The sequence below is a fragment of the Natronospira bacteriovora genome, from assembly GCF_030848495.1.
GTDB lineage: Bacteria > Pseudomonadota > Gammaproteobacteria > Natronospirales > Natronospiraceae > Natronospira > Natronospira bacteriovora.
The window spans coordinates 31,569-57,279 of record NZ_JAVDDT010000002.1; the positions used below are offsets into that span (position 1 = coordinate 31,569).

The following is a 25,711-nucleotide window of genomic DNA, read 5'->3' on the forward strand; positions in this document are numbered from 1 at the left end:
GAAGACCCTTCTGCTTCAGTCTTCCGCTTTCAACCGCCCCACCAACATATCCTTCAACATCGCATCCGCCGCCTTGCTGTGCGGGCGGCCATAGCCTTTCGTGTCATAGGCTTCGGTGCTTTCCCGGCCACACCATTCATACATGATGGAAGGCGGGGTGGGGTGGTCGGGAATGTAATCGGTCACGTCATAGACCTTGCCGTGGATGGCCTTCCAGCAGCTGTCCTTGTTGTCGTGCTTGGCCAGCTCTTCCATGGTGATGAGAGGCAGTTCATCCTTGTCCTGGTCGGCCTGGGCCTGGGGTGACAGGCCGCTGACGATCAGCATTGTGGCGACGGCCGCCCAGAAGGCGACGAAAGCGGTGTAGGCAGTCTTGTTCATAGGAAATCGAACTCCTCGGAATGAAAGGATGAAGAGGGCACGCCCAGTTCCCGGGCGATGTCACGGGCGATACGTGTCAGGGCCGGGGGGCCGCAGACGAACCACTCCCGTTCCGCCGCATCCGGGCAGTGCTGGCGGATGAAATCGGTGTTCAGCGGGCCATGCTCGACGAAGTAATGTGACTGGATGGCCAGTTTTGGATGGTCTTGAGCCGCCTGCTGGAGCTGCTCCAGGTAGTAGGCCCGGCTTGGATCATTGGCGCAGTTGATCAGCAGTGCCTCACCCCAGTGCTCGGCCCAGTCGCCCTGGTGAATGGCTTCGGCTGCACTGACGAAGGGGGTGATGCCGATGCCACCGCCAATCCAGAGCTGCTTCCTGTGGCGGCTCTCCGGCGGAAAGAACAGGCCGTAGGGGCCTTCCACCGAGGCTTCGCTACCCTCGTTCAGGGACTGCAGGGCATGACTGGCATCACCCAGGTCCTTGACCGCGATTTTCAGTGTGTCCCCGCCGGGGGCCGAACTGATGGTAAAGGGGTGTTCCTCGTTTCGCCCGGCCGAAAGCGCCGGGTCATGCGGGGTGAAGTAGATGAACTGGCCCGGCTCGAAATCCATTCGGCGATGCCTTGTCGGGCGCAGTTCGATTTCCACGATGCGATCGGCCAGAGTTCTTACCGCTTCCACCCGCCAGGGCTGGCGCATGAGTGGCCGGGCGATGAGGGCGCGCCAGAAGAACACCAGGATGGCCAGGCCGCCCAGCCCGCCCCAGACGAGCAGGGTCATGGGCAGGTTGAATGTCCGGGTGAGGGGAACAGCGTGAATCACACCCGCAACGAGTGCCAGCCCGGCGAGAAAATGAATGGCTTTCCAGCGCTGGTAGTCGGGTCGGCCGAAAAACTGAAAGCTGGGCGCCAGAAAGATCATCATGGCGATCAGGGCTACCCAGCCGGCCCACATATAGGCATCGGCCATCGGTGGCAGCAGCACTTCCTGCATGGCCGGCAGGCCCCAGGGCAGTCGCGAGAAGGCCATCAGCAGCACATGGGCCATCAGCAGCAGGAGACTGGCCAGGCCCAGGTAGTGGTGCTGTTTCCACAGCCGGGTCAGACCACCGAAATGGCGGTCCAGTCGTGGCAGCCGCACACTCATGATGGCCGCCACCAGCAGGCAGGCGAGGCCGCCCACCCCGGTCACCCGGCCCAGCCAGCCAAGGAGCTCGGGGATGCTGGTGCCGCCTGGCCAGCCCAATACCGCCGACAGGCCAATGGGAAGCCCCACCAGCACGGTCGTCAGCCAATCGCCCGAATAACGCATCTACTCACCCGCGGATCAGTGGTTCATGGTCAGAGCTTAGCAGGCTGTGGGCGCCAGGATTTGACCCGGATCAATTCACTCCGTGGTCCCCTTCAGGGCGGCGCGAGCCTGGCGCTGCATCAGCCATTTTTCCAGTTCCACCACGAACAGCACCGGCAGGCTTACAGCCAGGATCAGGGTCATGCTCTCGCGTGACAGGGCCTCGGTCTGGAACAGCTGCTGCATGAAGGGCAGCCAGGTAAAGCCGGCCTGCAGGGCCATCACCAGCAGAATGGCGCCAGGTACCCAGGGGTTGCCGAACAGGCCGCCCCGCGCAAACACGGTGCGGGTGAGGTAGCGGCAGTTGAAGAGATAGAAGATCTCGCAGGCCACCACGGTATTCACGGCGGCCGTGCGTGCCACCTCTATGGCATAACCCTGGTCAAGGTGCCAGTGGAAGACCCAGAAGGTCGCCGCCAGGATCAGGAAGGAGACAAACACCACCCGCCAGACCAGAAAGGGGGTGAGGATGGGTTCGCCGGGTGGCCGGGGCGGCCGCTGCATGACATCCGGCTCGGCGGGTTCGAAGGCCAGCGCCAGCGCCAGCGTCACGGCGGTGACCATGTTCACCCACAGCACCTGCACTGGTGTGACCGGCAGGGACAGGCCGAGCATCACCGCCACCAGGATCAGCATCGCCTGTCCGCCGTTGGTGGGCAGGATGAACAGCAGGGACTTGCGGATGTTGTCGTAGATGCCGCGGCCGATGCGAACGGCACTGGCAATGGTGGCGAAGTTGTCGTCGGCCAGCACGATTTCCGAGGCTTCCCGTGCCGTTTCCGTGCCTTTCTGGCCCATGGCCACACCCACATCCGCACTGCGCAGGGCAGGGGCGTCATTGACCCCGTCGCCGGTCATGGCCGTCACCTGCTTCTGCTCCCGCAGGGCGCGCACCAGGCGCAGCTTGTCTTCCGGACTGAAGCGGGCGTAAATGTCGGTGCGCTCCACGAAATCAGCCAGTTCCTCGTCCCGATGTTTCTGAAAGTCACCACCGCTCATGCCCTTGCGACCATCACCGATGCCCATCTGCCGGCCGATGGCCATGGCGGTACCCAGGTGGTCACCGGTGATCATCTTCACGCGGATGCCGGCCTGCTGACAGTCCCGGACGGCATCAATCGCTTCCTTGCGCGGTGGATCTTCCAGGCCCACCACACCCAGCAGCACCAGCCCCGTTTCCACATCGGATTCTTCCAGACTGCGTTTGTCGCTCGCACAGGATTTCATGGCCAGGGCGAGGGTGCGTTGTCCCTGCTCGGAGAAATGCTTCAGTGTGTCTTCCCAACTGTCGTGATCCAGATCGACGGGCTCGCCGTCACTGCCAAGTGCCTTTCTGCACAGGGACAGGACCAGTTCCGGTGCCCCCTTGAGCAGGATGCGCCCGTTGCCCTTGTGATCATGGTGCAGGCTGGCCATGTAACGCCGTTCGGACTCGAAGGGGATATTGTCCGTGCGTGGCCAGTCCCGGCGCAGCTGGCGGGGGTCCTGTTCCGATTTCTCGGTCAGAACCAGCAGGGCTGCTTCCATGGGGTCACCACTGATCTGGCGCCCGTTCTCGTCATCTCGCAGCTCGGATTCATTGCACAGCGTGGCGGCCAACAGCAGTTCCTGGATTGCCCTGTCGTCGTCCGGGCCGGAGGCGATCTTCAGGCTGCCCTCCGCCACATAGCCTCCGCCGCTGACCTCCACCTGGCTTGCCGCGGTGCGCAGGCCGCGTACGGTCATTTCGTTCCGGGTCAGGGTGCCGGTCTTGTCCGAGCAGATCACCGTCACGGAGCCCAGGGTTTCCACTGCCGGCAGGCGGCGCACGATGGCCTGGCGGCTGGCCATGGCCTGCACCCCGAGGGCCAGGGTAATGGTGATGATGGCCGGCAGGCCCTCGGGAATGGCGGCCACGGCCAGGCCCACGGCGGCAAAGAACATGTCCGCCATGGCCTGTTCCCGCCACCAGACGCCCAGCGAGAAGGTCAGGGCGGCGAGAATGAGAATGACCACGGTGAGCTGACGGCCGAACTGATGGATCTTTTTCAGTAGGGGGGTGGTGATGGCTTCCACCGATTCGGTGGCCCGGCTGATGCGACCGATCTCGGAACGCTCGCCGGTGGCTACTACCACGCCACGAGCCTGACCGGAGGCCACCAGGGTGCCGGACCAGGCCATGCTGGTCTGTTCGGCCAGCAGGGTGTCGGCTTCCACCGGCTCGGTCTGCTTGTCCACCGGCACGGATTCACCGGTCAGGCTGGATTCATCGGTTCGCAGGCCGCGGGCGTGGATCAGGCGCAGGTCGGCCGGCACCCGGTCACCGCTCTCCAGCAGTACGATGTCGCCAGGCACCAGTTCCACGGCATCGATTTCCTGCATTTCCCCCTCACGCCTTACACGAGCCCGCGTGCGCAGCATGCGCCGAATGCTGTTCATGGCCTGTTCGGCGCGGCCTTCCTGAATGAAGCCGATCAGGGCATTGATCACTACCACCCCGAAGATCACCGCTGCATCCACCCAGTGCTGCAGCAGAATTGTGATGGCACCCGCCACCATCAGCACGTAGATCAGAACATTGTGAAACTGCAGCAGCAGGCGCATGAGTGGGCCGCGCCGTCGGGGTTCCGGCAGGCGGTTCTCGCCATGTCGCTCACGCTGTTCGGCGACCTGCCGGTCGGAGAGGCCGTCCTCCCGAGTTTCAAAATGGGCCAGGGTGTCAGCGACTGACAGGCTGTGAAAGCTCAGGTTCTCCTGGTCCGGCATGCGGATTCTCCCTGTGTCGGGGTGCGGGAACGGTCTGGCTGATTATCCGCGTAAGCCGGGGTTGCCGGTCAAGTCCTTCCGTATTGGGGCATCCTGACAGTCGGTGTCGGCGATGGCTGACAGAAGCGCGCCCCGATAACAGTGCCTTTTGGTGTAGCCTTGTCGACCACGTTCATTGCCTGCCCCATTGGATCGAGGATGAGCCAGACCGCCGCCGACAATCAGACTTCCGTGGATTCACGCGCCCATGAGGTGCTGCGCGAGACCTTCGGCTTTCAGCAGTTTCGCGGCAGCCAGCTGGCGATCATCCGCTCGGTGGTGGGCGGCGACAATGCCCTGGTACTCATGCCCACCGGGGGCGGTAAATCGCTCTGCTACCAGATTCCCGCGCTGTTGCGGCCCGGCACGGCCATTGTCATCTCGCCCCTGATTGCCCTGATGCGCGATCAGGTGGAGGCCCTCACGCACAACGGGGTGCGCGCCGCCGTCCTCAACTCCAGCCTGGACGCCGAGACCCGGCGCCAGACCCTGTCCGATCTCATGGGCGGGCGTCTGGATCTGCTCTATGTGGCCCCGGAGACCCTGCTGTCGGGCTTCATGCTGGAGCGTCTGTCCGAGATTCCCCTGGCCCTGTTCGCCATTGACGAGGCCCATTGCGTGTCCCAGTGGGGGCATGATTTCCGCCCCGAGTACATGCAGCTGGATCTCCTGCGTGAACGCTTCCCGGGTGTGCCTCGCATTGCCCTGACCGCCACGGCCGACGAGCGCACCCGGCGGGAGATCGAGCAGCAGCTCCTGCCGGACGGTGGCCAGACCTGGGTCTCGAGTTTCGATCGTCCCAATATCCGCTATCAGGTGGGGGTCAAGCACAATGGCCGCCAGCAACTGCTGCAGTTCATTCGCCAGCGCCACGCCGGTGACTCCGGCATCGTCTATTGCCTGAGCCGCAAGCGCAGTGAGGCCACGGCAGAATGGCTGACCGAGCAGGGCATCGAGGCCATTCCCTACCATGCCGGCCTGCCGCCGGAGGTCCGTCGTCGCAATCAGGAGCGCTTCATTCGCGAGGAGGGCCTGGTGGTGGTGGCCACGGTGGCCTTCGGCATGGGCATCGACAAGCCGGATGTGCGCTTCGTGGCCCACCTGGACCTGCCCAAGAGCATGGAGGCCTATTACCAGGAAACCGGTCGCGCCGGCCGCGATGGTCTGCCGGCCAGTGCCTGGATGGTCTACGGCCTGCAGGACGTTTACCAGATGCGCCAGTTGTTGGCCCAGTCCCAGGCCCCGCTGGCCCAGCAGCAGGCCGAACGCCAGCGCCTGGATGCCCTGCTGGCCTTCTGTGAATCCCCCGAATGCCGGCGCCAGAGCCTGCTGGCCTATTTTGCCGAGCAACACGATGGCAATTGCGGCAACTGCGACAACTGCCTGGAGCCGCCCGCCACCTGGGACGCCACCGAGCCGGCCCGCAAGGCCCTGTCCTGTGTCTGGCGCACCGGCCAGCGCTTCGGCGCCCTGCATGTGATCGATGTCCTGATGGGCCAGGCCAATGAGCGCGTGCGCCAGTGGGGGCACGACAAGCTGAGCACCTTCGGTATCGGTGGCGAGCTGGACAAGCGGAGCTGGCAGTCCCTGTTCCGGCAGCTGCTGGCCCGAGGCTATCTGCAGGCCGACGCCGAAGGGCACGGGCGCCTGAAGCTCTCGGAGGGCTGCCGGGGTCTGCTGCGCGGCGAGGAGTCCATCACCCTGCGGCGGGATGCCGTGCCCACGCGCCGAAAGGCCTCGGGGACTGCGGCGGCCCGGCACCCGGCCGGTTGGGAAGCCCTGCGCCGCTGCCGCCGCGAACAGGCCGAGGCCGAGGGCGTGCCGCCCTATGTGATCTTCCACGACGCCACCCTGATGGAGATGCTGCGCCTGCGTCCGCGCACCCTGGAGCAGATGGCGAATGTCTCCGGGGTGGGGGACAGCAAGCTGCAGCGCTACGGCCAGCAGTTCCTGGATGTGCTCAACAGCCTGGACGAGCCGTCCGGCGAGGAGAGCTGGCAGGAAACCGGGGCTTTGCTGCGCGAGGGCTTGAGCCCGGACGCGGTCGCCGCCCGCCGGGGGCTGGCCATCAGCACCGTACACGGGCATATGGTCCAGTGCGTGGAAAGCGGGCAGCTGGCCCTGGATGAGGTGCTGGCCTTGCCGGAAGGCGAACTCAACCGCATTCGCGACGCCCTGATGGAAAGCGGCGAGCCCGCGCCGCGCCTGCGACCAGTCTATGAGGCCCTGGGCGAGGCCCATGAATTCAAGACGCTGCAGCTGGTGCGGGCCGATCTCATCCGTCAGCTTGACGGGCAGCACTCATTGTAATGAGCAGGGCGTATAATCCGCCCATCATGTAACGGGGGAAATGAATATGCAGGCATGGCATCTCTGGGCGATCGCCGCCCTCCTGCTGGGTCTGGCCGAACTGATGGGCGGGCAGTTCATTCTGCTGGGTCTGGCCCTGGCGGCCTCGGTGGTCATGGTGGTCATGATGCTGGCTCCCAATACGGGCCTGGGTGGACAGCTGCTGATCTTTGGCGTGTCGGCGGCGGTGATCGTGCCACTGATTGTCATTGTCTTCCGCCAGTATTTCCCGGGTGACCGTTTCTCGGTCATGAACGAGCCCAGCGATGAAGCCTCCGTGCCGCGTGATGTGGTGGAGCGGGATGGCCGAATCGGCGTGGAGATCTACGGGGATTTCTACCCGGCCGAATTTCGCAGTGGTCTCAAGCCGGAGCCGGGCATGGAAGTCGTGGTGGTGGAATTTCGCGGCATCGTCGCCCTGGTTCAGGCCACGCAAACCGATTGATGATGAGGTGTTGCTCGCCGGCCCGCTGAGAACCGGGCTGGCGTTTCTTTTCTTCTATTCCTGTTGGGGGAACATTCATGGAAATGAGCATTCTTGTATTGGGTCTTCTGGCGGTTCTGATCGCCGTCTTTCTGGCGCAGGGTCTGCGCATCGTGCAGCAGTCCGAATGCATGGTCATCGAGCGTCTCGGCAGCTTTCACCGGGTGCTCAACCCGGGCATCAATCTGATCATCCCCTTCGTTGATCAGCCGCGCCAGGTTACGGTGCAGGCCTACACCCGTACCGGTCAGCGCATCATGACCAACACCAATCGCATCGACCAGCGTGAAACGGTGCTGGATTTTCCCGGTCAGCCCATGATCACCAAGGACAACGTGGCCGTGCGGGTGAACGGTGCCATCTACTATCAGGTGGTGGATCCGAAATCCGTGGTCTATACGGTGGAGAATTTCGTGCTGGCGGTGGAAACCCTGACGCGCACCACCCTGCGTTCCGTGGTGGGTAACCGTGAGTTGGACGACCTGCTGGAAAACCGTGATGAGGTGAACCAGCGCCTGCTCACCATCCTGGATGAAGCCGGTGAGAAATGGGGCGTGAAGGTCACCCGCGTGGAAATCCAGGACATTGACTTGCCGGCCGAGGTGGAAGAAGCCATGCGCGCCCAGATGACCGCCGAGCGTAAGCGGCGCGCCACCGTGACCGAAGCCAATGGTATGCGGGAAGCGGAAATCAAGCAGGCCGAGGGTGACAAGGAAGCGGCCGTGCTGCGCGCCGACGGCGATCGTGAAGCCGCGATTCGCCGTGCCGAAGGTGAGCGCCAGGCCATTGAGACCATTCTGTCAGCGGGCGGCGATAAGGGCCTGGATGCGGAAAAGGTCACTGGCTATCTGCTGGGCCTGGAGTACCTGCGCACCCTGCCGAACATCGCCCAGAAGGGCGACCGTGTCTTCCTGCCGGCCGAGTTCAGCCAGCTGGGCAGCACCATCGGCGCCTTCAGCGAACTGGCAGGCAAGATGCGCAGCCAGGGCTGATTCCCGACCTTCGCTTGTCATTCGACGGCACCCCATGCAGGGGTGCCGTTTTTTATTCGAAGCCCCCTGCAGGCGCGGATTTATCCGCGCAATGGCCTGAATCCGACGTTAATCAAACTCGGAAAAATTCCCCGGCTTGTTCAGTTTCCAGTCATAGCTGATGTAGCGAATACGGTCGGTCTCATCGATTTTCTCGCCCACCCGATCATCGGCATGCGCCTTGATCCAGTCACGCACCGAATCCGCCTCCCACTTGAAGTGATTCTCGTACCAGTCGAACAGGCGGGTCAGATAAAGGGTGCGGCCATCCACCTTGAGGTGACGTTCGGTGTTCAGGGCGCGCCGGGTGTTTTCCGCCAGCAGCGCCCCCAGATTGTCGGCGGTGTAGATCTGCTTGCGCAGGGGCGGGCAGCCCACCGAGGCGCAGTTCACCGCGAAGTGCACCCGGGCATCGGCCCAGTCCCGCTCCTGAAAGTCATCCCCTAGCAGGGTGTCCTTTTCCATGCCGTCCAGGCTGTACTGCCGGCCGCCGATCTCGAACAGCTCGCGCTCGAAGACGTTCTTGCGCAGGGGGTTGTAGCGCCCGCCGTAGTCCCAGACGGATTCCACCAGCTTGCCGTCCGGCTTCTCCTCGAGAATGTGGGCAATCATGAAGAAGTTGTAGGCGTTCAGCCAGAAGGCGTTGGCGGCTTCCCGCTCGTCCAGTGTGTCGGGATCGAAGTCCTTCAGCGCCTCGCGCTGTCGGCTCACCCGCTCCATGCTGTCTTCATCATCCAGGGCCGCCTGATAGTCGAAGGCCGAAACCAGGCCGTCCTGGTCCAGATCCTTCTCACTCAGGTGTTTTTCCAACAGTGCCTGGTAATCGGCGAACAGTGCCTCCATCGAGTCGGCGGACGCCGGATGGAGGATGAAGAACAGCAGAAGGGCGGTGAGCAATCGAATGGTCATGGTCTCTCCCTGATCACACTTGTCTGAGCTGTCTGACGGTCTTGACGCCGGGATGTTTCGTGACGTCGCCGTTGCCCCCGTGTCTCAGTGGCGCTTGCCCATCAACCTGGGGCGCAGCCAGGCTGCCAGCAGGAACAGGCCGGCGAGCAGGAACAGGGGCAGCAGCTGCCAGACCGACAGGGCGTCCTCGCCCTGGGCGGCACTGCCGATCCCGTAGATGGCCACCGCATACACCGACCACTTGCAGCCGAGACCAATGACGACCGCCGTGATATAGCCCGGCAGCGGTAGCCTCAGCAGGCCGCCGGCATAGTTCACCACCGAGTGGGGAAAGCCGGGCAGGGCGCGCAGGGCAATTTGGGTGAGTACATCGCCGCGTTTCTCCAGCAGATCGATGATGGCCTGGGCCTGGCCGCCCGGTTGCCAGTTTCGTGTCAGGCGGTCGGCAAAGAGATGCGCCCCCAGGGCGCCGAGCAGACTGCCGGCAATCAATACCGGCACACTGATCCAGGGAGCCTGGAAGGGCGCCACGACCCAGACCAGGGTGCTGCCCGGCAGGGCGAAGGTGAACAGCAGGCCCTGAATCAGAATGATCAGCAGCAGGGCCAGGGGATTGCCGGTGAAGCGTTCACCCCAGTGGAACAGGGTGTCCAGATCCACCGGTTGCCAGACAGCAATCAGCAGGCCCGCCGCCACGATGCCGATCAACAGGAGCAGGCGCGGGTTCATGAGGCGTCCCGCTCAACCCGCAGCAGCTTGCCGTCCCGGCTGTCGGTGAGCAGATAGATCGCTCCGTCCGGACCGACCCGCACATCCCGCATTCGCTCGCCGACTTCCCGGAACAGGCGTTCTTCTTCCCGGGCCGATTCACCATCCAGGCTGACACGAAGGATGGCCCTGGCCACCAGGCCGGCGATCAGCAGATCGCCCTCCCACTCCGGAAACTGCTCGCCGCGATACTGGCTGAGGCCCGCCGGGGCGATGGCCGGTGTCCACACCAGCACGGCTTCTTCCATGCCCGGCAAGGTGCGATGGGGGCTGATGCGGGCACCGGAGTAGTCAATGCCATGGGTGGCGGCGGGCCAGCCGTAGTTGGCACCGGGCCGGATGATGTTGAGTTCATCACCGCCCCGCGGGCCGTGCTCATGGGACCACAGCAGGCCGCTGCCCGGATCGTGCACGATGCCCTGGATATTGCGATGCCCGTAGCTGTAGATCTCCGGGCGCCGCTCTTCATCGTCCACGAAGGGATTGTCCGGTGGCACGCTGCCTTCGTCGTTCAGGCGGATCAGGGTGCCGAGATGATTGTCCGGCTTCTGGGCCTCTTCCCGGTAATCGAAGCCATCGCCCAGGCCCAGCAGCAGGCTGCCGTCGGGCAGAAAGGCCATGCGCCCGCCATAGTGCACCGGTGTCGAACGGGTAGGCTCGGCGTCAAACAGCACTTCCACATCCACCAGTGCATGCTCCTGCAGGCGCCCGCGCACCACCCGGGTGGTATTGGCGCGGGCCGTGCCATGGGCCAGGCTCAGGTAGAGCCAGCCATTGTCCTCGTACGCCGGGTGGGGCAATACCTCGAACAGGCCGCCCTGGCTGGCCACATAGGCCTCGGGCACGCCCTCGACAGGCTCCGGCTGCAGCTGGCCGTCGGCATCGATCAGGCGCAGCCGTCCGGCACGTTCGGTCACCAGCATTCGGCCGTCCGGCAGAAAGGCCAGCGACCAGGGATGATTGAGGCCATCGGCCACGGTTTCGATGCGGTAGTTCACCTCACTGGCCTGGGCCGGGACGAGCAGCAGCAGGCCAAGCAGGGCAGATACAGTCACAAGGAGGCGTTGGGTGATCATGGCGAAAGCGTTCCCGAATGGATAGGATGCAATGAAACTACCAGAATATGGCCGGGAGAACAGATGATGCGGACGTTCCTGTCCTGGGTAGGGCTGTGGTTGGCTGCCGCCCTGACCACCGCGGCCCTTGGCAGTCTGGTGCAGAGCTGGCACAACATGAGCGCCATTGCCGCCTTGGGTGTGCCCGTCACGGCGGGAGAGCGTCTGGCCGCCATGGGCGCCGACCTGATCACCTTCGGGCCGGTCTGGGCGATCCTGGTGGCCCTGGCCCTGCTGCCGGCCCTGCCCATCGCCGGGCTGATCACCCGACGGCTGGCGTCACTGTCCGACCCCATCCGCCGGCAGACCTTCTACGGGCTGGCCGCCTTCATCGCGGTGCTGGCCCTGCTGCTCATCATCAATACCCTGGCCCCCATGACCCCCATCGCCGCCACCCGCAGTGCCAGCGGCCTGCTGGGCATGGCCCTGCCGGCCCTGGCCGGTGGCTGGCTGTTTGCCCGCTACAGCGGCGGGAAACATTGAACCGCGGGCGGCGTCGGAATCGGCAGGTCTCAATGAATGGGAGCACACCCCATGAATGAGAAAGAGAAAGCCCTCACCCCGGAAGAAGGCGATCGCCTGCTCGACGAGGCGCTCAAGGGCGGGCATCGGCAACTCATCGTTCCCCCGGACCATGCCTTAAGCCTGCAGGCGACTCGCCAGCTCAAGCCCTGCAAGGACGAAGCCTTCTCGCTCCATGACGACGGCACCGCCTGGGCCTCCGGAAGCGGTGATGGAACCGGACTCGAGTAGGCAATGGTGTTGGCGATGCCAGTGGGGTGATGATTGCGGTTGCCGGTGATCGGGATCACGGGCATAAAAAAGCCCACTGCCGGGAACAGTGGGCTACAGATTAGTGGTCGGGGTGAGAGGGCCAGGCGAGACCGAAAGGCCGGTGGCCTTTCGCAGCTCGACTGGCGCCCGGTCCATGGACGGACCGGGCCGGGCTTCCCGTCGCGGAGGCAGGATGCCGTAGCAGGGAAGTGAACCGTAGGTTCAAATCCTCCCCTCTATTGGCCGGGAACCTCGCCCCCCTTTTCTCGCGCCCACAGCCAATGGGATTTTTCCTCTCGCGAGGCGCGACGAGCGTAGTGTAGCCCCTGTGCTACATGAGCGAGGAGCAACGAAGTCGAGAGGGAAAATGCCATTGGCCCAGAGGGTCAACTGTGGGTGCGAGAAAAGGGGGGCGAGGTTCCATAATAAAAAAGCCCACTGCCGGGAACAGTGGGCTACAGATTAGTGGTCGGGGTGAGAGGATTTGAACCTCCGGCCCCTGCCTCCCGAAGACAGTGCTCTACCAGGCTGAGCTACACCCCGACGACAGGCGCGGAATCATACGGGATCGCACGGCGCCTTGCAATCGTTGCCCGCCGGCTTCAGTTCTTGCGCCGGGCGGAGAGGTGAGCGAGGGCGGAAAGGGCCTCACGGAAGTTGCTGGCGGGCAGACAGTCCAGGGCGGACAGCGCCCGTTCCACGGCGGCATCCGCCTGCTGGCCGGCATAGTCCAGGGCTCCGGTCTCGTGGATGGCGGCGGTCACGGCCTCGATGCGTTCCAGGCCGCCCTGTTCGATGGCTTCTCGGATCAGCTGGCGCTGCTCGGGGCTGCCTTCGCGCATCGCGTGGATCAGCGGTAGGGTGGGCTTGCCCTCGGCCAGGTCGTCGCCGACATTCTTGCCCATGTCCTCGCTGGAGGCGCTGTAATCCAGCACATCGTCGGTGATCTGAAAGGCCTCGCCCAGGGCCATGCCGTACTCGCTGAGCCCGTCCTGAACGGCTTCCTCGGCGCCGGCCAGCAGGCCAGCCGTGCGGGTACCCGCGGCAAACAGGGTCGCGGTCTTGCGGCGAATCACCTCCAGGTAGCGTTCCTCGGTGGTGTCCGGATCATTGCAGTTGAGCAGCTGCAGCACCTCGCCCTCGGCGATGCGGTTGGTGGCATCGGCCATGATGTCCATGATGCGCGGCTGGCCCAGGGACACCATCATCTGGAAGGAACGGGAATAGAGGAAATCGCCCACCAGCACGGCGGCTTCATTGCCCCACAGGGCGTTGGCGGTGTCCCGCCCCCGGCGCAGCTCGGAGGCATCCACCACATCGTCATGGAGCAGGGTGGCGGTGTGGATGAACTCGATCACCGCCGCCATGGTCACGGGTTTCGCGCCCTGGCCACCGGCGGCACGGGCGCCCAGCAGCACCAGCAGCGGGCGCAGGCGCTTGCCACCACTGTTGACGATGTAGTGGCCGAGCTGGTTGATGAGGGCGATGTCGGAGTTGAGCTGGGCATGGATTTCCCGGTCGACGGCCGCGAAATCGTCCTCTACCAGTGCGCGAATCTGTTCCAGGGTCATGAGCTGATCGAGTATCCGGGAGCGGTGACGGGCGCTGATGCTAGCAGTCCGGCGCGGGGCCGACAAATGCCGCCTTCCCAGGGTCGCTGGCACCGTGCGCACCGGCGGCAATTAAGGGCGCGCGGGTATTTGACCCGGGCGCCGGCACGGGCTAGAATGCGCGGCTTCGCTCAAGGGCCTTTGCGACCCTGGTCCTGGGGAATCCTGGTCTGGGCCGGGGTTCAACAAGCTTTATCTGGAGACAAGTCCCGATGTACGCCGTAATCAAAACAGGCGGGAAGCAGTACCGCGTCAGTGAAGGTGACACCATCCGCGTGGAGACCCTCGGCGCTGCCGAAGGTGATTCCATCGAGTTCGATCAGGTTCTGATGATCGGTGAGGAAGGCAAGGAGCCGAAGATCGGCGCCCCCTTCGTGGACGGTGGCAAGGTCACGGCAACGGTCAAGGCTGAAGGCCGCCACAGAAAAATTGACGTGATCAAGTTCAAGCGGCGCAAGAACTATCGCCGCCACTATGGTCATCGCCAGCCCTACACCGAAGTTGAAATTACCGGCATCAAGGGCTGACAATTGGCGTTTCCGGGCGGGCCCGGGACGTGAGATTCGCCAGACAGCATTTCGAGGTAGCGCAAGATGGCACATAAAAAGGCAGGCGGCAGTACACGTAACGGTCGCGATTCCGAGTCAAAACGGCTGGGCGTCAAGCGCTTTGGCGGCCAGGTCGTGAGCGCCGGCAGCATCATCGTGCGCCAGCGGGGCACCCAGTTTCACGCCGGTGAAGGCGTGGGCATGGGCAAGGACCACACCCTGTTCGCCACGCGCGACGGCAAGGTGTCCTTCATCACCCGCGGCCCGAAGAACCGCAAGTTCGTCTGCATCGAAGCAGACTGAATTCAGACGGTTTTTCAGGATGTGCAGACCCCGGTAGCGATGCTGCCGGGGTCTTGTCGTATGTGGGATTGGCAAGTGGCGGCGAGCCACGAGCAGCGAGCGACGAGCAGGCACTGCCTGGTCGTGTCTGTTCGCTCGTGGCACGTCACTTTCAGCTCGGAGCTTTCCAGTGAAGTTTGTTGATGAGGCGACAATCCAGGTGCAGGCCGGGGACGGCGGCAGTGGCTGCGTAAGTTTCCGGCGCGAAAAGTACATTCCCAAGGGCGGTCCGGACGGGGGCGACGGCGGGGATGGCGGCAGCGTGTGGCTGGTGGCCGATGAGGGCATCAACACCCTGTCGGACTTCCGAGTGACCCGCACCTTCAAGGCCCAGCGGGGCGAGGATGGCAAGGGCCAGAACCGAACCGGTGCCAGTGGTGATGATCTGGAAGTGCCCGTGCCCGTGGGTACCCTGGTGCACGATGCGGAAACCGGGGAGCTGATCGGCGATCTGGTGGAGCACGGGCAGCGTCTGATCGTGGCCCATGGCGGCTGGCACGGTCTGGGCAATACCCGTTACAAGAGCAGCGTGAACCAGGCCCCGCGTCAGTTCACCCGCGGCACCCCCGGTGAGCGGCGAAAACTGGAGCTGGAACTGAAGCTGCTGGCGGATGTGGGTCTGCTGGGCCTGCCCAATGCCGGCAAGTCCACCCTGATCCGTGCCCTGTCCAATGCCCGGCCCCGGGTGGCGGATTACCCCTTCACCACCCTGCACCCCAACCTGGGCGTGGTCTCCCTGGGGCCGTTGCGCAGCTTCGTGATGGCGGATATTCCCGGCTTGATCGAGGGGGCCGCCGAAGGCGCCGGCCTGGGTATCCGTTTCCTCAAGCATCTGCAGCGCACGGGGCTGCTGCTGCATGTGGTGGACGTGCAGCCGCCGGAAGGGGATCCCGTCAGCCATGTGCGGACGGTGGTTACCGAGCTGGAGAAATTCAGTGAGGAGCTGGGGGATCGTGAGCGCTGGCTGGTCCTCAACAAGATGGACACCCTGGCACCGGACGAGCGGCCGGAGATGGAACGTCTGATGGTGGACGAACTGGGCTGGCAGGGGCCGGTATTCAGCATTTCGGCGGAGAGCCGGGAGGGCACGCAGAGCCTGGCCCAGGCCATCATGAATCGCCTGGAAGAAAAGCGCGAAGCCCAGATGGAAGCCGAACGACAGGCCGGGGCCGATCTGTCCGAACAGGGGGCCTCCGGAGAGGAAGGGGCCTGAGTCCGGGTGGTGATTGAACGGGGCCGGAACGAAAAAGGGCTCCCGATCGGGAGCCCTTCGAAGATGGTGCCGAGGAGAGGACTTGAACCTCCACGGGGTTACCCCCACCAGCACCTGAAGCTGGCGCGTCTACCAATTCCGCCACCTCGGCAGTGACCGGCGGTGCCGATCAAGGCCGCGAACTTTACCGCCAGCCGTGGCGATTGTCAACGCGCCCATGAGCACAAATTCAAAATTTCGCCCGGCGGCCCTGTTGGCTGTCGGGGCAACAATGAGACAATGAAAGAATGACAAAAGAAAATAGCAACAAGACACGCTGGAAAGATGATCCGAAGGCGGGCCGGGAGGCGCGCCGTTACGAAAAACCCATTCCCTCGCGGGAATACATCCTCAAGTGCATGGAAGAGCTGGGTGAGCCCCAGGCCTTCGAGGATTTGACCGAAGAGTTGGGTCTGATTGATCCCGAGGAAGTCGAGGCCCTCACCTTCCGCATCCGCGCCATGATCCGTGACGGCCAGATCATCACCAACCGTCGCGGGGCGCTGTGCCTGGTGGACCGGGTGGGACTGGTCACCGGCATAGTGACCGCCCACAAGGACGGTTTCGGTTTCTGCATCCCCGACGACGGCCAGGAAGACGTGTTCCTCCCGCCCCGGGAGATGCGCGAGATCATGCACGGCGACCGCGTCGCGGTTCGCGTGGTGGATATCGACCGCCGCAATCGCCCGGTCGGCTCCCTGGCACGCATCCTGTCCCGCAATACCGAAGACCTGGTGGGGCGTTATTTCGAGGAATCCGGTATCAGTTTCGTGGTGCCGGACAACAGCCGCTACAACCAGGACATCTTCGTGCCGCCGGAAAAGCGCGGCGGAGCGAAGCACGGCCAGATCGTGCGGGTCATCCTGGAGATGTATCCCAGCCGCCGCAATCAACCCATCGGCCGGGTGGACAAGATTCTTGGTGATCATCGGGATCCCGGCATGGAAATCGATATTGCCGTGCACTCCCATGGCCTGCCCCGGGAATGGCCCGATGGAGTGGAAGCCGAGGCGAAATCTTTCGGCGAATCCGTGCCGGATTCCGCGGCCGAGGGGCGCAAGGATTTCCGTGACGTTCCGCTCATCACCATCGATGACGAAACCGCCATGGACTTTGATGACGCGGTGTTCTGTGAGCGTACGGAGAATGACGGCTTCCGCCTGCTGGTGGCGATTGCCGATGTGGCGGAGTACGTGCAGCCGGACAGCGCCCTGGACGCCGAGGCCTTCCGTCGCGGGACCTCCGTGTACTTCCCCGGCACCGTCATCCCCATGCTGCCGGAAGTGCTGTCCAACGGTCTCTGCTCCCTGAACCCGGACGTGAATCGTCTGACCATGGTCTGCGAGCTCTTCTTCGACGAGAACGGCAAGGTCAAGAGCAGCCGTTTCCATGAAGGCATCATCCGCTCCCATGCCCGCCTGACCTACAACAAGGTCTGGGCCATGCTGCAGGGTGACAAGGAACTGCGCCGGGAATACGAGCACGTGCTGGGCAATGTGGAAAATCTGCACGATCTGTTCCGCAAGTTGCTGAGCCGTCGCCATCAGCGTGGTGCCATCGACTTCGAGACGGTGGAGACCAAATTCCTCTTCGATGACTTCGGCAAGATCGAACGCATCGTACCCACGGAGCGCAATGATGCCCATCGCCTGATCGAGGAATGCATGATTGCCGCCAACGTGGCGACGGGTGAATTTCTGGCGAAACACCGCATGCCGACCCTGTACCGGGTGCATGAGGGGCCGGAGCAGGAGAAGGTCACGGATCTGCGGGAGTTTCTCGGCAAGCTCGGTCTGAAGCTGGGCGGTGGCGAGTCACCGGAGCCGAAGCATTACGCCCAGGTTCTGCGTGATGCCCAGGGGCGCGAGGATGATACCCTGATCCAGACGGTGTTGCTGCGCTCTCTCAAGCAGGCCATGTACAGCCCCAAGAACGTGGGCCACTTCGGCCTCTCCCACGACACCTATCTGCACTTTACCTCGCCCATTCGTCGCTATCCGGATCTGCTGGTGCACCGGGCGCTGAAACATGTTCTGCGCAAGGAGCCGGAGGATGAATACGCTTACGGCTTCAAGGACATGGAACGCATCGGTGGCCATTGTTCTTCCACCGAGCGCCGGGCTGACGAGGCCACCCGTGATGCGGCCGATACCCTGAAGTGCGAGTTCATGCAGAGCCGAGTGGGTGAGGAGTACGAGGGCATGATCGTGGGAGTGACCTCCTTCGGCCTGTTCGTGAAGCTGAAGGAGGTCTATATCGAGGGCCTGGTTCACGTCACCTCCCTGCCCAACGATTACTACAAGTTCGACGCCGCCGGCCACCGCATGGTGGGCGAGCGCTCCGGCCGGGTGTTCCGTCTGACGGACAGCCTCAAGGTTCGCGTGGTGCGTGTGGACCCGGACGAGCGCAAGATTGACCTGGAGCCGGCCGAGGCGGAGGCCGACGGCGGCCGGGGCGGCGATGGAGGCCGGAAGGGACCGAAGGGCCGCAAGGGTCGGAAAAAGGGCAAGCGGCGTGACTGACATCGTTGCCGGCATTCATGCCGTCCGGGCGGCCCTGCAGGCCGGGCGTGTGACCGAATTGCATGTGGCCGTGGGCAATCGTCGTGTTCGAGAACTCGTCGACATGGCGAATGCGGCCCGCATTCCGGTGATGGATGCCGACAAGCAGCAGCTCATGATCATGGCCGGTACCGATCGGCACCAGGGGATTGTGGCGAAGGCCGAAGCCGGTGGCAGGGTGGCTGACCTGGACGAGCTGGTGACCCGGGCCGAAAACGGGGATTCATTGCTGCTGCTGGTGCTGGACGGGGTTCAGGACCCGCACAATCTTGGCGCCTGCCTGCGCACGGCGGATGCGGCGGGGGTGGATGCCGTCATCGTGCCGAAAGATCGTTCCAGCCCCTTGACCCCCGCCGCCCGCAAGGTCGCCGCCGGGGGCGCCGAGTCGGTGCCCTTCCTGAGCGTGACCAATCTGGCCCGCACCCTGGAACGGCTGCGCGAGGCCGGCATATGGACAGTAGGTCTGGCCGGGGAGGCCGGCCAGAGTCTCTACGAGCTGGATCTGCGCGGTCCCCTGGCCCTGATCCTCGGTGCCGAAGCCGATGGCCTGCGCCGTCTGACCCGTGAAAACTGTGATTTTCTCGCCGCTTTGCCCATGGCGGGGCAGGTGGAGAGCCTGAATGTGTCGGTCACGGCGGGTGTCTGTCTGTACGAAGCCGTCCGCCAGCGGGCCTAGCAACGCAAAGGCCGGAATTCGCCCCAATCCTACGAAATCGTTGTCGTTGTCGTTGTCGGCCTTTTTGCCTCGTTAGAAGAGCAGAAACCCGATTACGACAACGACAACGACAACGAATACGAGGACCAGGGCAATCCTCCCCCCTTTGGGCTTGCGGACCTCTCGCAATTCCCCTAAAATTCGTCGATTAATCCCCGGGCCGGCACCGGGGCTTTTGTTTTTGTGGCGTTTCCCTGTCGGCGGGTCGTCACGCTCTCTGCTTCACCGCGCAGGCGGGAGGCCGAATCCGAAGGGAGTTTTACTCGAATGCGTCATTACGAGATCGTTTTTCTGACTCACCCGGACCAGAGTGACCAGGTTCCGGCGATGATCGAACGTTACAAGTCCATCATCGAGTCCGCCGAAGGCACCGTTCATCGCCTGGAGGACTGGGGTCGTCGTCAGCTGGCCTATCCGATCAACAAGGTGCTCAAGGCGCACTACGTTCTGATGAACGTGGAATGCAGCCAGGAAGCGCTGGAGGAAATCCTCTCCGCCTTCCGCTTCAACGATGCCGTGATCCGTCATCTGGTCATCGGCCGCGAAGAAGCTGTCACCGAGCCCTCTCCGCTGTCCAAGCCGGAAGGTGAAAGCAGCCGTGAAGAGCGCGAAGAGTCCACTGCCAGCGCCTGAGCGCGGCAATAAAACCGGATAGGAGATACAGACATGTCCCGATTTTTCCGTCGTCGCAAGTTCTGCCGTTTCACCGCCGAAGGTGTCAAGGAGATCGATTACAAGGATCTCGGCACCCTGAAGGCCTATGTCACGGAAGCCGGCAAGATTGTGCCCAGCCGCATTACCGGCACCTCCGCCTTCTACCAGCGCCAGCTGTCCCGGGCCGTGAAGCGTGCCCGTTATCTGGCCCTGCTGCCCTACACGGACGGCCACACCAACTGATCCGGCCTCGCTGGCCGGAATGGACGTCTGGCCCCATGGGGCCAGATGTTTGCTGGAGCTGATGCATGCAGGCGGTCCTGTCCTGGATAATGAGCAGCCGCTGGCGAGCCGCCATCGTGGTCTGGCTCACCGGGGCGATCCAGTGGCTGAGCCTGCTGGGCGGCGGTCTGGTGGCCCTGGTGGGATTACGCCAGGGGCCGGCGGAAGGGCTCGCCGTGGCCCTGCTCGCCAGTGCGGGCCTGGTTCCCTTCGCCCTGTTCGTGGGAATGCCTCCCATTGTCATGGCGGGAACAGCACTCTCCTTGTGGTTGCCGGTGCTGGTGATGAGCTGGAACCTGCGCCGAACCCAGTCCCTGTCAGGCAGTCTGCAATTGGCCGGGCTGTTCGGGATGATGGTGGTGCTGGCCTTTTTCGCCAGTCCGGAAACGGGCGGAGAGATCAGCCGACGCCTGGTTGACCAGGTCCTGGTGCCGCTGTTTGAGGCGTCCCGCGATGGTGGGGTGCCCGGCGAGAGGGAGCTGGATGCCATGGCTCGGCTGGTGCCGGGCGTGCTGGCAACGGCACTGACGGCAGCACTGATCGTGAGTCTGATACTGGGTCGCTGGTGGCAGGCGATCCTGTATAATCCCGGGGGATTCCGGGCGGATTTTCACGAGCTGCGCCACGGTCAGGTCGCCGTTCTGGCAGGGGGTGCCCTGTTCGTTCTGGCGGCTCTGACCACCATCGGCATCATCGACAGTCTGGCTCTGGTGGCCATCCTGTTACTGATGTTCCAGGGGCTGGCCGTTTGCCATGCCCTGGTTCATCGTCGCGGCATGAGCGGATTCTGGCTGGCGCCGGTCTATCTCATGCTGGTACTGATGTCCCTTCCGGCGATGAGCCTGCTGGCTGCGCTGGCGATACTGGATAATGTGATTGATTTCCGGGGGCGTTTTGCTCCGGCCACTGGCCAGGAAAACAGCGCCAACGATTAACCGATACGATTCAGGTAGATAGCTATGGAAGTCATACTCCTCGACAAGGTTGAAAATCTCGGTGGTCTGGGTGACAAGGTAACCGTGAAGCCCGGTTACGGTCGCAACTACCTCATTCCCTATGGCATCGCCAAGCCGGCGACCAAGGAAAACATTGCCGAATTCGAGGCCCGTCGCGCCGAGCTTGAAAAGCAGGCCGCCGAGGCTCTGGAAGCGGCCAAGGCCCGTGCCGAGAAGCTGGAAGGCATGACGCTGGAGATCACCGCCAAGGCGGGTTCCGAAGGCAAGCTGTTCGGCTCCGTGGGTCCCATCGACATCGAAGATGCCCTCAAGGCCCAGGGTCACGAGGTCGAGCGCAAGGAAATCCGCATGCACGACGGTCCCCTGCGGGAAGCCGGCGAGCACAAGGTGGATCTGCACCTGCACACCGATGTAGACGTCACCATTACCGTGACGGTCATCGGCGAGGAATAATCCTGCCTGAACCAGCGGGCCGTTCCCGGTGGGGGCGGCCCGTGGCTTCTGTCTGCGTCACTTTGGTGGCAGAGTAGGGCGGAAGTGCAAGCGGTACCGGCCAGCCACTTCGGTCTGGCCTTCGGTGAGCGCCTTGCAGGAGGGCATGGTATGGTCAGTTCGGCAGAATCAATGCACAGCGGCATGGACACGGATGCCCTCAAGGTCCCGCCGCACTCTCTTGAAGCCGAACAGGCCGTCCTCGGTGCCCTGATGCTGGACAACAGCAGCTGGGATCAGATCGCTGACCGCCTCTCCGACGAAGACTTCTATCGTCGCGATCACAAGATCATCTTCAGTGCCATCGCCGCCCTGTCCGAGAAGGGCGAGCCCAGCGATGCCGTGACCGTTTCCGAACACCTGGAAAAGACCGCCGAACTGGATGATGCCGGCGGTCTGGCCTATCTGGGTGCACTCGCCAAGGACACGCCCAGTGCCGCCAACGTGCGCGCCTACGCGGACATCGTGCGAGAGCGTTCGGTGCTGCGTCAGCTCATCCGTATCGGTAACGAACTCAGTGAAAGTGCCTTCGCCCCGGACGGGCGCGGCAGCAAGGAACTGATCGAAGAGGCCGAGAAGCGGGTGTTCCAGATTGCCGAGCAGGGCAGTCGCGGCAGCAAGACCTACAGCCCCATCAAGGCCCTGTTGCGAGAGGCGGTGGATCGCATTGATGAGCTCATCCACAAGGACGAGCCGATTACCGGCGTGCCGTCGGGTCTCGACCGATTCGATGAGATGACCTCGGGCCTTCAGCCCAGTGATCTGATCATCCTCGCCGCCCGCCCCTCCATGGGCAAGACCTCCCTGGCCATGAACTTTGCCGAGCACGCGGCCATCCAGGCGAAGAAGTCCGTGGCCATCTTCAGTATGGAGATGTCGGGTGAGCAGCTCGCCATGCGCATGATCTCCTCGCTGGGCCGGGTGGATCAGTCCAAGGTTCGCACGGGCAAGATCTCGGAAGAGGACTGGCCGCGAATCACCTCAGCCGTGCATCTGATGTCCGAGGCCCCCATCTTCATTGACGATACGCCCGCACTGACGCCTACGGAGCTGCGAGCCCGCTGCCGCCGGATCAAGCGTGAACACGATCTCGGCCTGGTGGTCGTCGATTACCTGCAGCTCATGCGCGTGGCTGGCATGTCCGAAAACCGGACCAATGAGATCTCCGAGATTTCCCGTGGCCTCAAGGCCCTGGCCAAGGAGCTGGACGTGCCGGTGATTGCGCTCTCCCAGCTCAACCGCAATCTCGAACAGCGCCCGGACAAGCGCCCCAAGATGTCCGACCTGCGCGAATCCGGCAGTATCGAACAGGACGCCGACGTCATCGTCTTCATCTACCGTGACGAGGTGTACAACCCGGATACGCCCCACAAGGGCATGGCCGAACTGATCATCGAGAAACAGCGTAACGGCCCCACTGGCAAGGTGACCGCCACCTTCCTGGGCAGCTTCACCCGTTTCGAGAACTACATCAGTGATGAATATATGGATGGGGATTACTAACCCCCACACTTAACAGAATGCCCCGGCCATCGTAGTCGTAATCGTAATCGTAATCGGGTTTTCCCGAGACTCGAAAAAAAAACACGACTACGACTACGACTACGACTACGACTACGATTACGATTACGAGAGACACTATGACCCGCGCCACCCGCGCCCGCATTGATACCGATGCGTTGACCCATAACCTCACGCAGATCCGCCGGCGGGCGCCGGAGGCTCGGGTGATGGCCTGTGTGAAGGCCAACGGCTACGGGCATGGCCTGGTCGAGGCGGCGAAGGCCTTTCGTGGGGCAGATGCCTTTGCGGTGGCCTGTATCGAGGAGGCGCTGGAAATCCGCTCCTCGGGTCTGGGGCATCCGGTGGTTTTGCTGGAAGGGGTGCATTCCGCTGCGGAACTCAACCGGGCTCAGGAAAACAACTTTGAAGTGGTCATTCATGACCCCTGGCAGCTGTCCTTGCTGGAGGAAAGCCATGCCCGGGTGCCGGTGTGGATGAAGATCGATACCGGCATGCACCGCCTGGGCTTTGATCCCGCCGAGGCAGCAGAAGCCCGTGAACGCCTGCTGGGCAGCGGTGGCGTGAAGGGAGAGCTTCGCTACATGACCCATCTTGCCTCGGCGGATCTCCCCGGTGGCGAGCCGGATGCGGGTCAACAGATTCGTGACTTTCTGGAATGCGTGAAGGACTGGCCCGGGGAACGCTCCATCGCCAACTCGGCCGGTGTCATTGATTGGCCCGAAAGCCATCAGCAATGGATTCGTCCCGGTATTGCACTGTACGGGGCCACGCCCTTCGCTGATCGCTGTGGACGTGATCTTGGCCTGCGGCCTGGCATGACTGTCAGTACCGAACTCATCGCCATCAAGTCCATTCGCAAGGGCGGCCAGGTCGGTTACGGTGGTTTCTGGACGGCCCCGGAAGACATGCAGCTTGGCGTTGCCGCCATCGGCTACGGTGATGGCTACCCCTGGCATGTGGCCACTGGAACGCCCGTGCTGCTGAATGGCGAACTCAGTCAGGTGGTGGGGCGGGTTTCCATGGATATGGTCACCATCGACCTGCGCCAGCACCCACAGGCCGCGGTGGGTGATCAGGTGGTGCTGTGGGGTGAAGGCCTGCCCGTGGAGGAGATCGCCCGCCATGTGGGGACGATCCCCTACGAGCTACTTTGCGGGGTGACCCGACGCGTCAAGTTTGATGTGGTTTGAGGCAAACCGGATCGGGTAGGTAGCTACTCCCGGAAGGCCAGCCGAACCCCGGCCACCTCCATCTCATCTCCGTTCTTCAGGCGCATGGATCGCGGTCCGGTTTCCCGTCCATTGACCCGGGGGCTGCCGCCGGCCACGGGAACCAGATAGAAGCCATCGCGACGGCGGGTGACGGCGGCGACCTGTTCTCCGGCAACACCGATGGTGGTGACGGCTTCGTCCAGTATCAGGGTTTCACCGGCATTGTCTCCGCTCAAAACCTCAATGCGGATATCGTTCTTCTTGCCATTGACTGCGGTATCGGTACGGGCTGCTTCCTTCAGTGCGGAGCTGTCCGCGCCGGTATTGGCGAGGTCGTCCAGCCGCAGAATCATGGTGTCCTGGAAACTCGGGGGGGCGCTGGGCCCCTGATACTGGATACGGAACGGGCCGATGTGGAAGGCATCCCCGTCCCGCAGGCCGACCCGGCGTACCCGTCGGTCGCCCAGGTGAGTGCCATTGGTGCTGCCCAGGTCTTCCACGCAGTAGTGATCCCCCCTCAGCTCGACGATGGCGTGATGGCCACTGACCCGGCCATCATCCAGGTGGATGTCGTTGTCTTCCTGGCGGCCAAGCGTCAGTCGCTTGCCCAGCTCGAACTGCCCCACCAGTGCATCGCGGTGATGAACTGAAAGTCGTGCCATGTCGATTGCCCCTTTGGTTTTCTGTCGTATTGGTCTCTCACCGGGCGCGCAGGCCTGGCCTCAGGAGCCGGAGGGATGCTTTTCCCGGCCCAGCAAGCGCTTGAGTCCCTCCCGCAGCGTCGCCAGCGGTGAAGCCGTTTCGTCCCGGTCGCTGCCCCGGCCTGCCCGGGCCAGAATGACGGAGATATTGTCGCGCCCGCCCAGGTCATTGGCCCGACGCACCAGCCCTGTTGCCATCTCTTCCAGCGGCTGGTCTTTCTTGTCCAGCGCATATCGGATGCTGTGATCATCCATCATGTCGGTCAGACCATCCGAACAGAGCAGGAACAGGTCGCCCTCCGCCACTGGTTCCTCGTTGATGGTGGCATCCACCTGACGGTTGATGCCCAGGGCGCGGGTGATGACGTGACGGTTACTCGCCTGACGGGCCTCCATGCGGGTGTAGTATCCGCGTTCAAGCAGCTCCTGGGTCAGGGAATGGTCGGTGGTCAGGCGTTCGAGGCGTGAACGCCGGAGGCGATAGACGCGGGAATCACCCACATGGGCTATGGTCACCCGTCCGCGACGAAACAGGCAGACGACAATGGTGGTGCCCATGCCTTCGCGTTCGGGGTTCTCTTTCGCCTTGTCGAGAATGGCGCGGTTGGCCTTGGCAATGGCTTCCTGAAGCAGTCGGTCGCCGCGTTCCATGGGGCTGGCATTCTGGACGGTGTGGACGATGGTATCCACCGCGATCTGGCTGGCGATCTCCCCGGCGCTGTATCCCCCCATTCCGTCGGCAAGCACCATCAGGCCGTCCTTGATGACTACCTCGATGGCATCCTCATTGTGCGGGCGCTTTCGGCCGGTATCCGTGCGGCCGGCTGCGGTCAGCTTTCCCTCGGCAGCCATAGTTACCCCTGCTCATTGGCGGGTCCGGTCATTGCCTGATGCCAGGCCGACCGGGGCGTCATGGCTA

General features: G+C 63.4%; 25 protein-coding genes and 2 tRNA genes. 16 read left to right on the forward strand and 11 right to left on the reverse strand.

What is annotated here, in order from left to right; translation table 11 throughout:
- Positions 1 to 15: 15 nt before the first annotated feature.
- The 3 genes from RBH19_RS02910 to RBH19_RS02920 form a co-directional block, all read right to left on the reverse strand.
- Positions 16 to 381, reverse strand: coding sequence for a cytochrome b5 domain-containing protein (locus tag RBH19_RS02910; RefSeq protein ID WP_306727323.1), 366 nt, complete (start codon positions 379 to 381; stop codon positions 16 to 18).
- On the reverse strand, positions 378 to 1,691 hold the full coding sequence (locus RBH19_RS02915; RefSeq protein WP_306727324.1) for a ferredoxin reductase family protein: 1,314 nt from the start codon (positions 1,689 to 1,691) through the stop codon (positions 378 to 380). Before RBH19_RS02915 ends, RBH19_RS02910 begins: the two co-directional genes overlap by 4 nt.
- A gap of 75 nt (positions 1,692 to 1,766) precedes the next feature.
- Positions 1,767 to 4,475, reverse strand: coding sequence for a cation-transporting P-type ATPase (locus tag RBH19_RS02920; protein ID WP_306727325.1), 2,709 nt, complete (start codon positions 4,473 to 4,475; stop codon positions 1,767 to 1,769).
- 198 nt (positions 4,476 to 4,673) lie between these two features.
- Here RBH19_RS02920 and recQ point away from each other — a divergent pair, with 198 nt between their 5' ends.
- The 3 genes from recQ (at position 4,674) to RBH19_RS02935 (ending at position 8,339) form a co-directional block, all read left to right on the forward strand.
- Positions 4,674 to 6,824, forward strand: coding sequence for a DNA helicase RecQ (gene recQ, locus RBH19_RS02925; protein ID WP_306727326.1), 2,151 nt, complete (start codon positions 4,674 to 4,676; stop codon positions 6,822 to 6,824).
- Between the two features lie 46 nt (positions 6,825 to 6,870).
- Complete coding sequence (locus tag RBH19_RS02930; protein WP_306727327.1) at positions 6,871 to 7,308, forward strand: NfeD family protein; 438 nt, start codon at positions 6,871 to 6,873, stop codon at positions 7,306 to 7,308.
- Positions 7,309 to 7,385: 77 nt separating this feature from the next.
- On the forward strand, positions 7,386 to 8,339 hold the full coding sequence (locus RBH19_RS02935; RefSeq protein ID WP_306727328.1) for an SPFH domain-containing protein: 954 nt from the start codon (positions 7,386 to 7,388) through the stop codon (positions 8,337 to 8,339).
- A gap of 108 nt (positions 8,340 to 8,447) precedes the next feature.
- Here RBH19_RS02935 and RBH19_RS02940 read toward each other — a convergent pair whose 3' ends face one another.
- From RBH19_RS02940 to RBH19_RS02950, 3 genes are all read right to left on the reverse strand, one after another.
- Complete coding sequence (locus tag RBH19_RS02940; RefSeq protein WP_306727329.1) at positions 8,448 to 9,287, reverse strand: DUF547 domain-containing protein; 840 nt, start codon at positions 9,285 to 9,287, stop codon at positions 8,448 to 8,450.
- An 84-nt stretch (positions 9,288 to 9,371) separates the two neighbouring features.
- Positions 9,372 to 10,016 carry a VTT domain-containing protein gene (locus tag RBH19_RS02945; RefSeq protein WP_306727330.1) on the reverse strand — a complete coding sequence of 215 codons (645 nt, stop codon included), beginning with the start codon at positions 10,014 to 10,016 and terminating at the stop codon, positions 9,372 to 9,374.
- Complete coding sequence (locus RBH19_RS02950; protein ID WP_306727331.1) at positions 10,013 to 11,131, reverse strand: PQQ-dependent sugar dehydrogenase; 1,119 nt, start codon at positions 11,129 to 11,131, stop codon at positions 10,013 to 10,015. Before RBH19_RS02950 ends, RBH19_RS02945 begins: the two co-directional genes overlap by 4 nt.
- A gap of 63 nt (positions 11,132 to 11,194) precedes the next feature.
- Between RBH19_RS02950 and RBH19_RS02955 the strand changes: the two genes are divergently transcribed.
- Complete coding sequence (locus RBH19_RS02955; RefSeq protein ID WP_306727332.1) at positions 11,195 to 11,653, forward strand: hypothetical protein; 459 nt, start codon at positions 11,195 to 11,197, stop codon at positions 11,651 to 11,653.
- Between the two features lie 51 nt (positions 11,654 to 11,704).
- On the forward strand, positions 11,705 to 11,923 hold the full coding sequence (locus RBH19_RS02960) for a type 2 periplasmic-binding domain-containing protein (RefSeq protein ID WP_306727333.1): 219 nt from the start codon (positions 11,705 to 11,707) through the stop codon (positions 11,921 to 11,923).
- A 487-nt stretch (positions 11,924 to 12,410) separates the two neighbouring features.
- Here RBH19_RS02960 and RBH19_RS02965 read toward each other — a convergent pair.
- A tRNA-Pro gene (locus tag RBH19_RS02965) sits at positions 12,411 to 12,487 on the reverse strand.
- Between the two features lie 59 nt (positions 12,488 to 12,546).
- Positions 12,547 to 13,515, reverse strand: a complete 969-nt coding sequence (ispB, locus tag RBH19_RS02970) for an octaprenyl diphosphate synthase (RefSeq protein WP_306727334.1) — start codon at positions 13,513 to 13,515, stop codon at positions 12,547 to 12,549.
- A 251-nt stretch (positions 13,516 to 13,766) separates the two neighbouring features.
- On the opposite strand from ispB, the gene rplU reads away from it, so the two are divergent.
- The 3 genes from rplU to cgtA all read left to right on the forward strand — a co-directional run bounded on the left by rplU (position 13,767) and on the right by cgtA (position 15,657).
- The gene (gene rplU, locus RBH19_RS02975; RefSeq protein WP_306727335.1) at positions 13,767 to 14,081 is read left to right on the forward strand and encodes a 50S ribosomal protein L21; all 315 of its coding nucleotides are present in this window, start codon (positions 13,767 to 13,769) and stop codon (positions 14,079 to 14,081) included.
- 66 nt (positions 14,082 to 14,147) lie between these two features.
- Positions 14,148 to 14,405, forward strand: a complete 258-nt coding sequence (rpmA, locus tag RBH19_RS02980) for a 50S ribosomal protein L27 (RefSeq protein ID WP_306727336.1) — start codon at positions 14,148 to 14,150, stop codon at positions 14,403 to 14,405.
- A 169-nt stretch (positions 14,406 to 14,574) separates the two neighbouring features.
- Entirely contained in the window at positions 14,575 to 15,657 is a 1,083-nt protein-coding gene (gene cgtA / locus RBH19_RS02985; RefSeq protein WP_306727337.1) for an Obg family GTPase CgtA, read from the forward strand.
- Between the two features lie 64 nt (positions 15,658 to 15,721).
- Here the strand turns inward: cgtA and RBH19_RS02990 are convergent.
- Positions 15,722 to 15,808: transfer RNA gene (locus RBH19_RS02990), tRNA-Leu, on the reverse strand.
- 136 nt (positions 15,809 to 15,944) lie between these two features.
- On the opposite strand from RBH19_RS02990, the gene rnr reads away from it, so the two are divergent.
- The 8 genes from rnr (at position 15,945) to alr (ending at position 24,070) form a co-directional block, all read left to right on the forward strand.
- Entirely contained in the window at positions 15,945 to 18,218 is a 2,274-nt protein-coding gene (gene rnr / locus RBH19_RS02995) for a ribonuclease R (protein ID WP_306727338.1), read from the forward strand.
- Complete coding sequence (rlmB, locus tag RBH19_RS03000) at positions 18,211 to 18,933, forward strand: 23S rRNA (guanosine(2251)-2'-O)-methyltransferase RlmB (protein ID WP_306727339.1); 723 nt, start codon at positions 18,211 to 18,213, stop codon at positions 18,931 to 18,933. Before rnr ends, rlmB begins: the two co-directional genes overlap by 8 nt.
- A 306-nt stretch (positions 18,934 to 19,239) precedes the next feature.
- Positions 19,240 to 19,605, forward strand: coding sequence for a 30S ribosomal protein S6 (gene rpsF, locus RBH19_RS03005; RefSeq protein ID WP_306727340.1), 366 nt, complete (start codon positions 19,240 to 19,242; stop codon positions 19,603 to 19,605).
- Between the two features lie 33 nt (positions 19,606 to 19,638).
- Positions 19,639 to 19,869 carry a 30S ribosomal protein S18 gene (gene rpsR, locus RBH19_RS03010; protein ID WP_306727341.1) on the forward strand — a complete coding sequence of 77 codons (231 nt, stop codon included), beginning with the start codon at positions 19,639 to 19,641 and terminating at the stop codon, positions 19,867 to 19,869.
- Between the two features lie 65 nt (positions 19,870 to 19,934).
- A complete protein-coding gene (locus RBH19_RS03015; RefSeq protein WP_306727342.1) occupies positions 19,935 to 20,843 on the forward strand; it encodes a YybS family protein in 909 nt (302 codons plus the stop codon).
- 24 nt (positions 20,844 to 20,867) lie between these two features.
- On the forward strand, positions 20,868 to 21,317 hold the full coding sequence (rplI, locus tag RBH19_RS03020; protein WP_306727343.1) for a 50S ribosomal protein L9: 450 nt from the start codon (positions 20,868 to 20,870) through the stop codon (positions 21,315 to 21,317).
- A gap of 150 nt (positions 21,318 to 21,467) precedes the next feature.
- Positions 21,468 to 22,859 carry a replicative DNA helicase gene (gene dnaB / locus RBH19_RS03025; protein WP_306727344.1) on the forward strand — a complete coding sequence of 464 codons (1,392 nt, stop codon included), beginning with the start codon at positions 21,468 to 21,470 and terminating at the stop codon, positions 22,857 to 22,859.
- A 137-nt stretch (positions 22,860 to 22,996) separates the two neighbouring features.
- On the forward strand, positions 22,997 to 24,070 hold the full coding sequence (gene alr, locus RBH19_RS03030; RefSeq protein WP_306727345.1) for an alanine racemase: 1,074 nt from the start codon (positions 22,997 to 22,999) through the stop codon (positions 24,068 to 24,070).
- A gap of 23 nt (positions 24,071 to 24,093) precedes the next feature.
- On the opposite strand, the gene RBH19_RS03035 is transcribed toward alr, so the two are convergent.
- Positions 24,094 to 24,753: an FHA domain-containing protein gene (locus RBH19_RS03035; RefSeq protein ID WP_306727346.1), complete on the reverse strand. Its 660-nt coding sequence runs from the start codon at positions 24,751 to 24,753 to the stop codon at positions 24,094 to 24,096.
- 60 nt (positions 24,754 to 24,813) lie between these two features.
- Positions 24,814 to 25,644, reverse strand: coding sequence for a Stp1/IreP family PP2C-type Ser/Thr phosphatase (locus RBH19_RS03040; protein WP_306727347.1), 831 nt, complete (start codon positions 25,642 to 25,644; stop codon positions 24,814 to 24,816).
- Between the last annotated feature and the right edge of the window lie 67 nt (positions 25,645 to 25,711).

Excerpts from the sequence above, each read along its gene's own strand:
- RBH19_RS02930 (WP_306727327.1), top strand. The coding sequence starts at position 6,871 with ATGCAGGCATGGCATCTCTGGGCGATCGCCGCCCTCCTGCTGGGTCTG.
- RBH19_RS02950 (WP_306727331.1), bottom strand. The coding sequence starts at position 11,131 with ATGATCACCCAACGCCTCCTTGTGACTGTATCTGCCCTGCTTGGCCTG.
- RBH19_RS03015 (WP_306727342.1), top strand. The coding sequence starts at position 19,935 with ATGCAGGCGGTCCTGTCCTGGATAATGAGCAGCCGCTGGCGAGCCGCC.
- RBH19_RS02955 (WP_306727332.1), top strand. The coding sequence starts at position 11,195 with ATGATGCGGACGTTCCTGTCCTGGGTAGGGCTGTGGTTGGCTGCCGCC.
- ispB (WP_306727334.1), bottom strand. The coding sequence starts at position 13,515 with ATGACCCTGGAACAGATTCGCGCACTGGTAGAGGACGATTTCGCGGCC.
- RBH19_RS02915 (WP_306727324.1), bottom strand. The coding sequence starts at position 1,691 with ATGCGTTATTCGGGCGATTGGCTGACGACCGTGCTGGTGGGGCTTCCC.
- RBH19_RS02945 (WP_306727330.1), bottom strand. The coding sequence starts at position 10,016 with ATGAACCCGCGCCTGCTCCTGTTGATCGGCATCGTGGCGGCGGGCCTG.
- RBH19_RS02920 (WP_306727325.1), bottom strand. The coding sequence starts at position 4,475 with ATGCCGGACCAGGAGAACCTGAGCTTTCACAGCCTGTCAGTCGCTGAC.
- rpmA (WP_306727336.1), top strand. The coding sequence starts at position 14,148 with ATGGCACATAAAAAGGCAGGCGGCAGTACACGTAACGGTCGCGATTCC.
- RBH19_RS02960 (WP_306727333.1), top strand. The coding sequence starts at position 11,705 with ATGAATGAGAAAGAGAAAGCCCTCACCCCGGAAGAAGGCGATCGCCTG.
- alr (WP_306727345.1), top strand. The coding sequence starts at position 22,997 with ATGACCCGCGCCACCCGCGCCCGCATTGATACCGATGCGTTGACCCAT.
- rplU (WP_306727335.1), top strand. The coding sequence starts at position 13,767 with ATGTACGCCGTAATCAAAACAGGCGGGAAGCAGTACCGCGTCAGTGAA.
- RBH19_RS02935 (WP_306727328.1), top strand. The coding sequence starts at position 7,386 with ATGGAAATGAGCATTCTTGTATTGGGTCTTCTGGCGGTTCTGATCGCC.
- rplI (WP_306727343.1), top strand. The coding sequence starts at position 20,868 with ATGGAAGTCATACTCCTCGACAAGGTTGAAAATCTCGGTGGTCTGGGT.
- dnaB (WP_306727344.1), top strand. The coding sequence starts at position 21,468 with ATGGTCAGTTCGGCAGAATCAATGCACAGCGGCATGGACACGGATGCC.
- RBH19_RS03035 (WP_306727346.1), bottom strand. The coding sequence starts at position 24,753 with ATGGCACGACTTTCAGTTCATCACCGCGATGCACTGGTGGGGCAGTTC.
- RBH19_RS02940 (WP_306727329.1), bottom strand. The coding sequence starts at position 9,287 with ATGACCATTCGATTGCTCACCGCCCTTCTGCTGTTCTTCATCCTCCAT.
- rpsR (WP_306727341.1), top strand. The coding sequence starts at position 19,639 with ATGTCCCGATTTTTCCGTCGTCGCAAGTTCTGCCGTTTCACCGCCGAA.
- RBH19_RS02910 (WP_306727323.1), bottom strand. The coding sequence starts at position 381 with ATGAACAAGACTGCCTACACCGCTTTCGTCGCCTTCTGGGCGGCCGTC.
- rnr (WP_306727338.1), top strand. The coding sequence starts at position 15,945 with ATGACAAAAGAAAATAGCAACAAGACACGCTGGAAAGATGATCCGAAG.
- rpsF (WP_306727340.1), top strand. The coding sequence starts at position 19,240 with ATGCGTCATTACGAGATCGTTTTTCTGACTCACCCGGACCAGAGTGAC.
- recQ (WP_306727326.1), top strand. The coding sequence starts at position 4,674 with ATGAGCCAGACCGCCGCCGACAATCAGACTTCCGTGGATTCACGCGCC.
- RBH19_RS03040 (WP_306727347.1), bottom strand. The coding sequence starts at position 25,644 with ATGGCTGCCGAGGGAAAGCTGACCGCAGCCGGCCGCACGGATACCGGC.